The following is a 13,824-nucleotide window of genomic DNA, read 5'->3' as shown; positions in this document are numbered from 1 at the left end:
AGCACTTCCTTAAGGGCAGTCCACAGCACAAACTGAGCCTGTTCGCGGCGCTCTCCGCCAGCCTGCATGTCGGGCTTGGAAAGCTCAAGGTACCAGTCGCACAACTCATTCCAAAAGAATTTGTACAACGTCTGGGCAGCTTCGTTAAAGCGGTATGAAGTCAGCGAACTGTCGATGGCCTGCTTAACTTCTTCAAGACGATGCAGAATCCAGCGATGGTGTAGGCCTTCCACTTTATCAAGATCGCATGCAGCAGGCTTTTCTTCCGGCAGGTTCATCAGAGCGAAACGGGCTGCGTTCCAGATTTTGTTGATGAAATGGCGGTAGCCTTCGATACGGGCTTCAGACAACTTGACATCACGGCCCATAGCGGCAAACGCAGTCAGAGTGAAACGCAGGCTGTCGGTGCCGTATTTGTCGATCATTTCCACGGGGTCGATAACGTTACCCGTGGACTTGGACATTTTTTTGCCGTGCTCGTCACGCACCAGCGCGTGAATGTACACATGATGGAACGGAATCTCATCCATGAACTGCAGACCCATCATCATCATGCGGGCCACCCAGAAGAACAGGATGTCAAAACCGGTCACCAGTACGGATGTGGGGTAGAACTGTTTCAGTTCTTCGGTGTTGTCGGGCCAGCCCATGGTGCTGAAGGGCCACAAGGCGGAAGAGAACCACGTATCAAGCACGTCCTCGTCCTGCGAAAGCTTAGTGCAGCCGCATTTGCACGAGGTCGGGGCATCCATGGCAACAATCAGCTCACCGCACTCTTCACAGGTCCATGCAGGGATACGATGCCCCCACCAGATCTGACGCGAGATGCACCAGTCACGGATGTTATCCAGCCAGTTGTAATACGTCTTTTCCCATGTTTCGGGAAAAATCTGGGTCTGGGCAGGTACCGCGGCGCGGGCACGGGGTGCCAGCTTGGTCATTGCCACAAACCACTGGGTGGAAACGTAAGGCTCAACCACAGTCTTGCAGCGGTAGCAATGGCCCACATTGTGATCATGCGGCTCAATACGGTCAAGGAAGCCCTTTTCTTCCAGCATAACCAGAATTTTCTTACGGGCTGCGGGGCAATCAAGACCTGCAAAGTCAGGGCCTGCATCTTCGCTCAGCAAACCGTCTTCGGTCAGGATGTTCAGCACCTCAAGGTTGTGCTTACGGCCCAGCTCCCAGTCATTATGGTCATGCGCGGGAGTCACTTTCAGGCAGCCGGTACCGAACTCGCGGTCAACGTACTTATCGCCGATGATGATAAGCTTGCGACCGACCAGCGGCAGAATGGCATGCTTGCCGATGAGGTGAGCAAAGCGCTCATCTTCGGGGTGCACGGCAATGGCGGTGTCCGCCAGCATGGTTTCAGGGCGGGTAGTCGCAATGGTCAGGTGGCCGGAGCCATCTTCCAGCGGATAATTGATGTAGTGCAGTGCGCCCTTTTCCGCAGAGTGATCGACTTCGTCGTCGGCAAGCGCGGTGTGGCAACGCGGACACCAGTTAATGATGTAGTCGCCCTTGTAGATGAGGCCGTCTTCGTACAGTTTTACAAAGACCTGACGGACTGCGCGGGAAAGCCCTTCGTCCATGGTGAAGCGTTCGCGGGTCCAGTCGACGGATGCGCCCATCTTGCGGATCTGACCGAGAATACGGTTGCCGTATTCTTCACGCCATTCCCAAACGCGTTCAATAAATTTTTCGCGGCCAAGGTCGTGGCGGCCTTTGCCTTCTTTGGCAAGCTGGCGCTCAACCACGTTCTGGGTGGCGATGCCTGCATGGTCGGTTCCGGGAACCCACAGTACCTTGCGGCCCTTCTGACGGTGGTAGCGACACAAAATATCCTGCAGCGTCAGGTTAAGCGCATGGCCCATGTGCAGGGCGCCGGTAACATTTGGCGGAGGAATAACTATGGAATACGGATCGCCCTCGGCGTCCATATCCGGTGTAAACGTTTTATTTTCCTCCCAGTGGGTTCGCCACCGGTTTTCGATATCCTGAGGCTCATAGCCTTTGGGTAGCGCGTTTTCGGCCATTTGAAAAACTCCGGAACTATACTATTTGTATGTGGTACGCAGCCGCATTACGGTGCGTGTGCCTTTTGCATTTACCTGCGGCGGCTGATAAGGTGCCGCGTCATCCATACAGTACGTCCGGCCGCAACGGGCAGACGTCAAGTGGACAACTCTAATGAGCGGAAGAGCTATGTCAAGCATCTATATATTATGGGACGCCTCGTATATCTGGGGGCTACTCGCATGGCGTACGGCGCAATCCCTCAGCCTGCCCTACCGTCTTGTCAGGGGGGAAGAAATAGCGCAGGGACTGCTTTCTGGCAAGCCGCCTGCTCTGTTGCTTGTTCCGGGAGGCAACGCCCGCATGAAATCAGTGGCGCTGGGCGATGCAGGCATGCAGGCCATACGCGACTACGTGGAGCAAGGCGGAGCATATCTGGGCTTTTGCGGCGGGGCCGGACTCGGTCTTTCCGGCAGTGAAGGGTTGGGGCTGTGCCCGTGGGGACGTGCAAAGTTTACAGACAGGATGCAGCATTTTGTCAGCGGCCATATTCAGGCCAACGTGCAGGCAAGCCATGACCTTGTCCCCCAATCCATAGGCAAAGAACCGCCCGTACCCATATGGTGGCCCGGCCGGTTTGCACCGGAAGAAACAGGCGATGTAGAGGTGCTTGCCACATACACAACACCCTGTGACGACTTCTGGGTGGCAGACCTGCCGCTGGACACACTGCCCCCCGGCACGTTCTCGGAATGGGAATCGCTGTACGATATCCGCCTGCGCCCGACATTTCTGGAAGCACAACCCTGCATTCTTTCCGGTCGCTACGGCAAGGGCCGCTATGTTTTAAGCTATACCCATCTGGAAACGCCAGATTCACCTGTTGCGAACCAGTGGCTTCTGCACATTATCAAATCACTTTCCGGCGTTGAGGCACCGAAAAGCAATGTTCCTTCGTGGGATCTGGAAAACCAGCCTGCCGTATGGCAGGACGGTGATCTCATCCGTGCCCGCGCCATCTTTGATGATATTGTCACCATCGGCCGTAACCACTGTCTGTTCTTCAAACGCAACTCATGGCTTATCGGCTGGCGTTCGGGCATTCCCGGTGCCAACCTGAACAACCTGTATTCCGCCATTGTTACGGCTGTGTCCACTCACCCCACGGTCGAAAGCAAAGCATACTGGCAGAACCACCATTCGGAATTTATGCGCAAGCTGGAACTTTTCCATGAAGGTGTAAAAGGCTATCTGCTGGCGGAACGCCTTGCCATGACGCTGTCCAAAACTTTTCCGGAGACGGTTTCACGCGAGTCACTGCGCAATCAGCGTGCTGCGCTCTTCGGCCCGCCCATGGACAGCGGGGGATTGTATCAGGAACTGCTGGATACGCTGGACGAGCTGCTTTATCTGCAATTGCCGCATGGTGACCGCCGGTAAAGGGGCAATTGATACGGCACGGGCACGACCTTGCCCGAACTTGGCGCTATGCACACCAGCATCATGCAAGGAGTAGTCGTTACAGACGCTGCAAACATCAACACTGGAACGGTTCAGCCTCCGGCAGCGGCCTGACAGCTACGATACCGGCATGTTGCAATGCATCCCGTGATGCTGGCTGCGGACTGGCAGCTACGATGCCCGCCGCCACACGGATGCACCGGACAAGCCGGACCAGCGGCCAGCACAGGCAGCCACACTGCCTGTACCATGAAGACGCTGCTGCCCCGCAGCCTGCCTGTGACTTATTTTGCTGCAGACAGCCCCCATCTCCACGGGAAGGCCTGCCTGAGTAGTCCGGCGAAAAAAAGTAAGGCACAGCAGTGCAGGTACATATGGTAATCAGGGCTACTACCCCGCTCATGATATATGCTATTCTTGTATTATGATTGAACAGCCCCGCATCATATCCGCATCGCGCCGCACAGATTTGCCTGCTTTTCACTCGCGCTGGTTTATTGAGCGTATCCGGCAGGGTTGGTGCGAAGTAGCAAACCCGTTCAACGCAAAGCAGGTCAGGCGCGTATCGTTGCTGCCGCAAGACGTGGACGGCATTGTCTTCTGGACGCGCAACGCCGCCCCTCTTATGCCGCATCTGCATGAGCTGGATGACCGAGGCATTCCCTACTACTTTTTATGGACAATCACCGGTTATCCGGAAGCCATTGAGCCCCGCGCCCCGCAGACACAAGCTGCCATCGGCAGTTTTTGCGAACTTGCCGGACGCATCGGCCCGCATCGGGTTATCTGGCGCTATGATCCTGTCATTCTGACAGACGTAACTCCTGCCACATGGCACGAAGAAAACTACGCCGGATTATGCGGCCTCTTGCAGAATGCCACCGAGCGGTGTGTCATCAGCTTTGTTGAACCATACGCAAAAACACGCAAGGCCCTTGCGGCACTTGCACAAAACGGCATACAAACCACCTTGCCCGGTGAACATGCTAAACTACAGATGGCGAATCAATTTGCCGCTGTCGCACAGCAACACGCCATTGCCCTGCAAACGTGCTGCACACCCGCCACAGGAAAAAACGCATCGCCAAAAACATCATCGGCGGCACTGGCTGGTCCCTGTGTTGATGCTGTTCTGCTGGAATGCATTGCAGGTAAAACGGTTGCAAATGTATCTGACCGTAATCAAAGGCAACACTGCCTGTGTGCTAAAAGCATAGACATAGGCCGCTACGGCACCTGCCGCTTCGGCTGTGTATATTGTTATGCGCGCCGATAGCAAAAAAACGCCGATCTGGTTGCCCCGTTTCACTATTTCACCTATAGAATACCCCAAGCTACTATTTTCATAAGTTACCAAGGAGAATCCGCCATGAAAAAGCTGTTATTGCTGGTAGGCGTTTTAGGTGTAATTATTGTGGGCCTTGTGGTCACACTGGTTCTTTCCATCAACCCCATTATTGAAAAAGCGGTAAACACCTTCGGCCCCGAACTGACAAAGGCCAATGTATCATTGAACAAAGCTGATGTTTCTTTCATGTCGGGCAAAGGCTCGCTTGAAGGTTTTATGCTGGGTAACCCCGCAGGCTTTAAAAGCGACCACGCCATGAAGGTGGACGGTGTGCTTGTTAAAATCGACAAGGACAGCCTGACCAAAGACACCATTGTCATCCATCTGGTGGAAATTGTTAATCCTGACATTATTTACGAAAAATCCGGCAGAACAGACAACTTCACAGCTCTGCTGAACAACGTAAAAAAATCCGTGGCATCCGACAAAAGCCCGCAGGCTCCTGCTGAAGAACAACCAGCCGATGCCGATTCGCAACGTAAGGTCATTATTGACAACTTCATCGTACGCGGCGGCAATGTAAGCCTGACCATGGCAGAACTGGGCGGCAAAGGCATCAGTGCTCCGCTGCCCGACATCCACCTGAAAGATATCGGCCGCGAAAAGCAGGGAGCAACCCCTGCGGAAGCTCTGGAAAAGATCTTCGGCGCACTGAATGATGCTGTAGGCAAGGCCGCAACCAGCGGTATCCGCGAAGCCACCAAAGGCATTACCGAAGGGCTTGGCAAAGGTACCGATGCCGTGAAGGAACAAGGCGGCAAAATGGGCGATGCAGTTAAAAACCTGTTCAACTAGCCCCTGCCTGCTTTCTGTCCGGCCTTCAGTCAGCTCTACCCGTTCTGATAAAGCCGGCATTCAAGCTACATAAAAGGCGGCCGTGAGGCCGCCTTTCTCGTGCGTAATTTTCTGTCGCAGAATGTTGTATCGTTATCGTCCGAGCACTGTGTCCGCACACATCCGCAAAACTCAGAACAACTGCAACCGTACTATTGTCAAAATCAGGATGCCATGCTGGCACCGGCTTCAAGTAACGCCTCGACAAAAGGCACCTGCATACGCTCACGCTCGAGCTCGCGCTTTCTGTCATAATACATTTCGCGCAGCGAGGCCCGCCGCATCAAAGCTTCTACAATCATATTGGGGCTGTTGCATTCACGCAGGTATTCACCCACGTCGCTTCTGGAAGAAAACACAACCGCACCGTGCATCTGGCCGCGTCTGGGGTAGTTCAGATGAAAAGTTGATGCCAGAATATACTTGCCCACCGCAGTGCGATACAAACGCAGTTCCCACCAGTTGGGTGCTATGCCCATCCACTCCCGATCATCCACGACAACTAGTTCTTCACCGGTAAACACAAGGTCTTCTTTGCCGTTACGCTTAACTCTGATTTCGTTCATAGCGATCCCTCAGTGCGTTTGATGTGCGAATCGTGACTAAAGCGGCACGTATACCTCTGCCTCGGCGCCTCATGGCGATTTTCGGAGTCCTAGTCTCAGTGTATGGTTTTTTTAACGGACAATGAGCAATTATTTTTTACTTTGTTGTAACTTTTTTTTATGGTCCGGTGACACACATTGTTTTGGGCTTTTCAAGAGCGCCTCTCGCGGCTATGGTGCGCCTCATGGCAAACATAGGTGAATTTACTTTACATGCGACCGACGGCAAGGCACGCACCGGCGTGCTGCAGACTGCACACGGCCCTGTGCGCACTCCCATCTTCATGCCTGTGGGCACGGTGGGCAGCGTAAAGGGAGTTGCTCCCGATGATCTGGATGCCATCGGCGCAGAAATCATACTTGGCAATACCTACCACCTTTACCTTCGTCCCGGTGACGAGCTGGTGGCACGGCGTGGCGGCCTGCACGAATTTAACGCGTGGCGCAAACCTATTCTGACCGACAGCGGCGGCTTTCAGGTGTTCAGCCTCAGCGATCTGCGCCGCATCACCGAAGAAGGCGTTGAATTCCGCTCGCATCTTGACGGTTCCAAGCATATGTTCACGCCGGAAAAAGTTATTTCCATACAGCGCAACCTCAACTCAGACATCATGATGGTGCTGGACGAGTGTGTGCCGTACGGCGCTGATAAAGAATATACTGCCCGCTCCCTGAAAATGACCACCCGCTGGGCACAACGCTGCCGCGATGCATACCCCAAAGGGACCGGCGACAACCTGCTGTTCGGCATCACTCAGGGCGGGTTCTTTAAAGACCTGCGCGAAGAGTCCATCGGTGAACTGACGCAGATTGACTTTGACGGTTTTGCGCTGGGCGGCCTGTCCGTGGGCGAAAGCAAAACAGAAATGATGGACATTCTCTATCACAGTGCCCCGTTTCTGCCCGCACACAAGCCCCGCTACCTGATGGGTGTAGGCACCCCGCTTGATATCATAAACGGTATCAATGCCGGTATCGACATGTTCGACTGCGTACTGCCCACCCGCAACGCACGTAACGGCACGTTGTATACCTCTGAAGGCAAGATCAATATCAAACGCCGCGAATTTGCCGAAGATGACGGCCCGCTGGACCCGAACTGTTCGTGTTACACCTGCCGCACTTTCAGTCGCGCCTATCTGCGCCACCTGTTCCATGCGCAGGAGATTCTGTCATACAGGCTGAACTCCATTCACAACCTGACATACTTCCTCGACCTTGTCCGCGGTGCGCGTGAAGCAATCGCACAGGGTACCTTTGCGGAATATAAAAGCCGCTTTGACGCCATCTATCCGCAGGAAGCGGCTCTTTGCCCGTAACCACTCAGGAAAAAACAAGATGCTTTCATTACAGACACACCACGTCATGAGAAAGCAGACTGCTAAAGGCCGCACTGCATTGCTTAGTGCGGCCTTTGCTGTTCTGCTGCTGATAGTAGCCTCCGCCTGCCACACTGCCCGTCCCTCTCTGAAAAGTCTGGCTGAAGCCGGAGACACCGACGCGCAGATGCGCCTTGCCTGCATTGCTCTGTACAGCGATTTCAAAAATCCGGACACAGAAACAGGGATGTACTGGCTGACGAAGGCTGTCGACGGTGGCAATGCTGACGCCATCAATCTGCTGGCTTACAAATATCAGGAAGGGGCAGGTGTTACTCAGAATCTGCCGGAGGCCGTCAGGCTTTATACTCTGGCAGCCGACATGGGCGATATCGATGCCCCAGCACAGCTGGGCAGCTTCTATCAGTTAGGCTACGGCGTAGAGCAGAACGACGAACTGTCGTTCAAATGGTTTTTGCAGGCAGCGCAAGGCGGAGAACCTAATGCTCAGGGAACTGTGGCTGCCATGTCTCTCAGCGGCACAGGAACACCCAGAAATCTGGTGCAGGCCGTGGCATGGGCAGCCTGCGTTGCCGCACGTGATGATGTGACCGTTGCCGGACTGCTTGGCGAAGGAGTTCTGAACGCGCGCAGCGTACGGGAAATGACTCCAGAGCAGCTTCGCAAAGCCTTATTGCTTGCAGAACAATACGCCGGCGCAAGCCGCATAGAAGAACTCGACCCTACCGCCATTGTCTTTAACAGCGGCATACAGCCCCTCAGGCAACAGGCTGCATCTGGCAACGCCACGGCAACATATCTGCTGGCTGTGGAGTATACAGAAGATATGGGTGGAGCACCGGAAGAATACGGCCTGCAATGGATGGAGCGCGCCGCGGCAGCGGGTGAGCACAAAGCCTTTTACCAGTTGGGCCGCATGTATCTGCACGGCAGGTATGCTCCTGAAAACACGGCAAAAGGCTTATCGTTGCTTTCTCTGGCTGCAGGATACAAAATGCCGGACGCAATCTATGAGCTGGGACTTGCCTATAAATCCGGACGGGGCACAACGCCTGATGACCAGAAGGGCTTTACCTTGATCAGACAAGCTGCAGAGTCCGGCCACCGGCGGGCGCAACTCAGCCTTGTACAACTTTACCTGCACGGCATCGGCACCGATTCTGATCCTGTTTCTGCTTATGCATGGGCCAAAGTGGTTACGGACTCCCGCTTTGGAACCGGTAAGCGTTTTGTCGCACGACTGGCGAAAGAGTCCATCGCACCGCTGCTGAACGATGAGCAGCTGGCACAGGCTGAAGAACTGGCTAAAAAGTACCGCATGAAAAATCTGAATCCGTAGACAATGAGTAACTAATCATGCATGGATGCATGAAGTGCCTGCGTATGCACCGGCACTGCCAGCCTGTTTGCAAAAAAGTCCGGATGCGGCCGCAATACATTTGCAGCTGTCCAGATTCCTCGCTTGGGGCAAATCAGACCGCCTGACTACCTGCCATGCAATCTGCCCGCCAATAGAAAAACGGAGGCGAACAGAATCCTTCGGGCCACAGGGCCAGCTCATTCACATATCAACATCAGATTATGCATCATGAACATTACCATCACCTCTTCTTCACAAGCAGAATACGACGCCATTACAGAACTCTGGGAGCAGTCAGTACGTGCCACGCATCATTTTTTAACAGAAGCGGACATAGACAGATTGCGCCCGCTCATCCGTCACAATTACCTGAAAGCCGTAACACTGCTTTGTGCGCAAGACAGCGCGGGCACGATCGTAGGATTTATGGGAGTTTCAGGACGCAAGCTCGAAATGCTGTTCATCGCCCCTTCTCATTTCGGCAAAGGGATAGGTTCACAACTGTTGCTGCACGCCATCAGCCGTATGGATGTTACTCAGGTTGACGTAAACGAACAAAATCCCGCTGCTGCAGGTTTCTACAAGCATCACGGATTTGAAATCGACAGCCGGTCTGCGCTGGATGGCGAAGGTAATCCTTTTCCCATCCTGCATCTGCGGCTAGATAAAAAGTCAGAGTAGCACCTGTATAATTCGAAATGAAAAGCGGCAGACGGGGGTTGTCAGTTGCCGCTTTGGCATTTGCACAGCAATCATCCCCTTTCATCCGGTATGCATGGCATGCTACACATTGCCCGCAACGCCAAGGCAGTATAAAATTATCTTGCCCCGTTATCTGCTTCATCTACTCAGACCCGATACAGGTTGCAGCCATGCCAGATTCAGCAAAAAGCAAAGATCAGAAAAATTTTTCCCGCAACAACTCGGCACGGGAATCTTTTTCCGTACCCATTTCCACGTCCGCCGCTACCCGATCGGAATATTCCCGCACTCCACAGGAACCTTCCCCGCCTTCTTCAACGCCTCGGAGCAACGCACCACAGCCAAAACAGAAATCCCGCCGCGCACTGCAACGGCTTAAAACCTCTTTTGCCATCATCGGGGTTACTGGCACGCTGTTGTGCACGCTTTTTATCGGCGGTCTGTTCTGGATTTCCAGCAATGCAACCGCAGAGTATCCGAAGGAAAAAGCGGACCTTATGGTTGTACTGGGCGGCGGTTTTTACCGCGCCATGTTTGCCGCAGACCTCTACAACAGAGGCTATGCCCCCGTTGTGTATGTTTCACGCACTTTTCCATGGCGCGAGGCAAAAATCATGGAGCGCTACGGGTACAGCATTCCGGACGAACCGGAAGTCTATGTACGCATATTGACGGACAAAGGTGTACCTATGCGAGACATCCGGATGTACGGGTACAATCTTATCAGCACGATAGGAGAGGCAGAAGCGCTGGCTGATATTATCGGCGACCAAAAGCTGACGGTGCTGGTAGTTACAGCGCCCATCCACGCACCGCGCTCCGGCTTAGTGTTTCAGGATGCGTTGCCGAACTGCAACGTAATAACTGCCGGCAGCCCGTATGATCCCTTTAATCAGTCGTGGTGGACCAGTCAGGACTCGGCACGCAACTTGCTGCTGGAAGGGATGAAAACATTTTTTTACCTGGCAGGAGGAGCCTTCCGCACAGCAGAACAAAAGTAGCGGCCAATATCGTTACGCTTCGCTCACCTGCCTTTATCGCGCTGATGCTGGCGTTTTTGTGCCAGTGCATTATATTTTGTTATACAAGCTATAAGTCTGACAAAGCAAAGCAGCTTTTGCGCCTGCCGTTACAAATGCTTTGTCAATTCATTCAGCACAATGCACAGTCTTTACCACGCAAGGTGAATTCGCCTCCCGCGCATTGCAAAACTCCTGAGGGGGTTTCATATGAAGGCACACCACACCAACAGACTTTCCCGCGAATCCAGCCCCTACCTGTTGCAACACGCACAGAACCCCGTTGACTGGTATCCGTGGGGTGAGCATGCATTTAACCTGGCAAGACAACAGGACAAGCCTGTGTTTCTGTCCATCGGGTATTCCACCTGCCACTGGTGCCATGTAATGGCGCATGAATCCTTTGAAGACGAAGCTGTGGCGGAACTGCTCAATGAATCATTTATCAATGTCAAAGTGGACCGCGAAGACCGGCCGGACATAGACAGCATATATATGTCTGCCTGTCAGATGCTTACCGGCTCCGGCGGTTGGCCGCTGACCATCGTGATGACACCTGACGGCAAACCTTTTTTTGCAGCGACCTATATTCCTAAACACTCCCGTGGCGGGCGTACGGGTCTGCTGGAACTTATCCCGCGTATCCGCGACATATGGCGAAACAAGCGCAACGATGTACACGCTTCTGCAGATTCCATAGTCGAACACATGCAAAAACACGCGCAGGGACTAATGCGTTCTTCCAAGGGCATTATCCCCGATGCGGAAACTGTACAGCAGGCAGTAAACACACTGACTGAACGCTATGACAAAAAGCATGGCGGATTCGGCTCTGCCCCCAAGTTTCCTGCTCCGCACTCGTTGTTGCTGCTCATGCGCCATGCTCGCCGGACACAGGATGCTGCAAAACGCGCAAAGCTGCTGGATATGGTCACGCATACGCTTGAAGCCATGCGCCTTGGCGGAGTGTACGATCACATCGGCTACGGCTTTCACCGCTACAGCACAGACGAGCACTGGCTGGTGCCGCACTTCGAGAAGATGCTCTACGATCAGGCCATGCTGGTAATGGCCTATACCGAGGGCTGGCAGAATACCGGCAGGGCTTCATTCCGCCGTACTGCGGAAGAAGTGATGATGTATATCCTGCGCGACATGACGCTGCCCCAAGGAGCGTTTCTGACTGCGGAAGATGCGGACAGTTATGCGCCGGAAGGGCCGGAAGAAGGCGAGTCGCCGGAACACGGCGAAGGGCTTTTTTACCTCTTCACACTGGATGAAATCCAGACGCTTCTGCCCAAAGAGGATGCCGTTCTGGCGCGCCAGATATGGAATCTGCATGAAGATGGCAATTATCACGACGAAACCACCGGACAAAAAACAGGACGTAATATCCTGCATCTGAAAAAACCGTTGTCCTTGCTGGCTCCCGCACTGCAAATGGGGAAGCATGAGCTGAGCCATCGGGTGGACGATATGCGTGCACGGCTGTTGGAAGCCCGCAACAGACGCCCGCGGCCGCATCTGGATGACAAGGTGCTGACAGACTGGAACGGGCTGATGATAACAGCTATGGCCCGCGCCGGAATGGCTTTTGACGCACCGCACTATTCCGAAGCAGCCGCCCGCGCGGCAGACTTTGTACTGTACAATATCCACGACGGAAACGGCACGCTGCTGCACCGCTGGCGCAATGGTAAAGCCTCTGTTGCTGCCTGCCTTGATGACTACGCGTTCTTCATATCCGGCCTTCTTGCATTGTACGAAAGCACCTGCAAAGTACGCTGGCTGCGAGATGCAATACGTTTGCAGCAACAGCAGGAAGATCTTTTTGCGGACGCCGCCACAGGAGCCTACTTTCTGACAGCAGTAAAAAGCGAAGAGCTTATTCTGCGTCCTATAGAAGCGTACGACGCGGCTTATCCTTCCGGCAATTCCATTGCCCTGCTTAACCTTGCAAGGCTGGCGCGGCTGACTGGAAATCTGGATTATGAAAAACGGGCTGCCAGGCTGCTGGAGGCACTTTCCACACAGGTTCGCCACATGCCCGGAGGCTATGCCATGCTGCTGTGCGGCGTGGACTTTTTATCCTGCGGCGGCAGAACCGTAGTAATTTCGGGCGAAGCGGACAACCCCGATACCGAGAAGCTTATCGCGGCAGTTGCCAGCAGCTACGCGCCCGATACCTGCCTTGTGCTGCGCACGCCAACCAATGCAGACGACCTGATGCAGGTCGCGCCCTTTGCTGCACACCTGATGCCCAAAGAACAAAAAGCTTCTGCCTACATCTGTGAAAACTACACATGCTCACCCCCTGTTGAAGATGCAGAGGTACTGAGAGCCAAAGTAGTTATCGCAGCCGGACACAAAGCATAGTCCTTCGCGAACCGGCATGATTCGATAACAAGTCAGGCAGGCATCGACCGGACGAGGCCTGCCTGCACACAGTTATGGGGCACCTCGTGTGCGTGTGTAGTGCGTAATCAACCTGTTGTCAGCAAATCCTTACCGAGAAGGCTCCCAAGTCTGTATTGTGCAAAACATCGTGCAGTACCGGCACATGAAAAAGCACACTCTACGTAGCAACACTGCACTCCCTGCAAAGCATTTCCCCTTTTGCTGCAGTGTCCTTACTCACAATCTGTGTTACATGCGCCAGCCACGCGTTGCTGTATGTTGCTTTTTCAACAGAGCGCCCACAGCCATACGTTATGCGCTGTCAGCAACAGAAAAAACTGGCATCTTGATATCGACGTAACATACTGCAAAACAGACAATTTTATTAAAAAATCGATTTTCTCTTGCCTTCTCTTGTCTGGTTAAGTAAACAGGCTGTCCCTGTATTGGATTCGGATGACGACAGCAGGAGAGATTTTCAACCGTTCCACACCCCCGGTTGAAGACGCCGAAGAAGTAAATCTTTCAGGCAAAAGGACTGCTGTTTGACGAGCCTCTGGAGAGACTCCCCCTGTGGGAGCACCGAAGGAGCAAGCCGGTTACACTCCTCCGTAACCGGTGAAACTCTCAGGTAAAAGGACAGAGGGCCCCTTTAATGACGTATTGCGTCCTCACGTCTGTACGTCAGGGACCACTTTCGCCTTCATGCGCAGGTTTGTGCACGACGCTGCGCCGATCG

At 53.8% G+C, this 13,824-nt stretch carries 11 protein-coding genes and 1 riboswitch; of the genes, 8 read left to right on the top strand and 3 right to left on the bottom strand.

Annotation, left to right across the window (positions count from 1 at the left end; all coding sequences use genetic code 11):
• The coding region (locus tag ACK5LI_RS08710; protein WP_416948291.1) for a valine--tRNA ligase at positions 1-2,039 on the bottom strand (2,039 nt) is incomplete at its 3' end.
• 169 nt (positions 2,040-2,208) lie between these two features.
• On the opposite strand from ACK5LI_RS08710, the gene ACK5LI_RS08705 reads away from it, so the two are divergent.
• Complete coding sequence (locus ACK5LI_RS08705; protein WP_416948289.1) at positions 2,209-3,459, top strand: BPL-N domain-containing protein; 1,251 nt, start codon at positions 2,209-2,211, stop codon at positions 3,457-3,459.
• A gap of 97 nt (positions 3,460-3,556) precedes the next feature.
• Here ACK5LI_RS08705 and ACK5LI_RS08700 read toward each other — a convergent pair whose 3' ends face one another.
• Positions 3,557-3,883 (bottom strand): hypothetical protein, encoded by a 327-nt coding sequence (locus ACK5LI_RS08700; protein ID WP_416948287.1) that lies wholly within the window; start codon positions 3,881-3,883, stop codon positions 3,557-3,559.
• A 21-nt stretch (positions 3,884-3,904) separates the two neighbouring features.
• On the opposite strand from ACK5LI_RS08700, the gene ACK5LI_RS08695 reads away from it, so the two are divergent.
• On the top strand, positions 3,905-4,756 hold the full coding sequence (locus ACK5LI_RS08695; protein ID WP_416948285.1) for a DUF1848 domain-containing protein: 852 nt from the start codon (positions 3,905-3,907) through the stop codon (positions 4,754-4,756).
• Between the two features lie 93 nt (positions 4,757-4,849).
• Complete coding sequence (locus ACK5LI_RS08690; protein WP_416948283.1) at positions 4,850-5,623, top strand: hypothetical protein; 774 nt, start codon at positions 4,850-4,852, stop codon at positions 5,621-5,623.
• A 203-nt stretch (positions 5,624-5,826) separates the two neighbouring features.
• On the opposite strand, the gene ACK5LI_RS08685 is transcribed toward ACK5LI_RS08690, so the two are convergent.
• Positions 5,827-6,228 (bottom strand): hypothetical protein, encoded by a 402-nt coding sequence (locus tag ACK5LI_RS08685; RefSeq protein ID WP_416948281.1) that lies wholly within the window; start codon positions 6,226-6,228, stop codon positions 5,827-5,829.
• Between the two features lie 224 nt (positions 6,229-6,452).
• Between ACK5LI_RS08685 and tgt the strand changes: the two genes are divergently transcribed.
• The 5 genes from tgt to ACK5LI_RS08660 all read left to right on the top strand — a co-directional run bounded on the left by tgt (position 6,453) and on the right by ACK5LI_RS08660 (position 13,064).
• On the top strand, positions 6,453-7,586 hold the full coding sequence (gene tgt / locus ACK5LI_RS08680; RefSeq protein ID WP_416948279.1) for a tRNA guanosine(34) transglycosylase Tgt: 1,134 nt from the start codon (positions 6,453-6,455) through the stop codon (positions 7,584-7,586).
• Positions 7,587-7,605: 19 nt separating this feature from the next.
• Positions 7,606-8,946 carry a tetratricopeptide repeat protein gene (locus tag ACK5LI_RS08675; RefSeq protein ID WP_416948277.1) on the top strand — a complete coding sequence of 447 codons (1,341 nt, stop codon included), beginning with the start codon at positions 7,606-7,608 and terminating at the stop codon, positions 8,944-8,946.
• Positions 8,947-9,195: 249 nt separating this feature from the next.
• Positions 9,196-9,648 (top strand): GNAT family N-acetyltransferase, encoded by a 453-nt coding sequence (locus ACK5LI_RS08670; RefSeq protein ID WP_416948275.1) that lies wholly within the window; start codon positions 9,196-9,198, stop codon positions 9,646-9,648.
• Positions 9,649-9,839: 191 nt separating this feature from the next.
• Complete coding sequence (locus ACK5LI_RS08665) at positions 9,840-10,670, top strand: YdcF family protein (RefSeq protein ID WP_416948273.1); 831 nt, start codon at positions 9,840-9,842, stop codon at positions 10,668-10,670.
• Between the two features lie 228 nt (positions 10,671-10,898).
• Positions 10,899-13,064, top strand: a complete 2,166-nt coding sequence (locus ACK5LI_RS08660; protein WP_416948271.1) for a thioredoxin domain-containing protein — start codon at positions 10,899-10,901, stop codon at positions 13,062-13,064.
• A 567-nt stretch (positions 13,065-13,631) separates the two neighbouring features.
• Positions 13,632-13,738: riboswitch (glycine riboswitch) on the top strand.
• The last annotated feature ends 86 nt before the right edge of the window (positions 13,739-13,824 follow it).

Origin of the sequence: Oleidesulfovibrio sp. (assembly GCF_047973035.1) — a bacterium.
In the GTDB taxonomy this organism is placed as follows: Bacteria; Desulfobacterota; Desulfovibrionia; order Desulfovibrionales; family Desulfovibrionaceae; genus Oleidesulfovibrio.
This window is presented reverse-complemented; position numbering and strand designations above follow the sequence as displayed.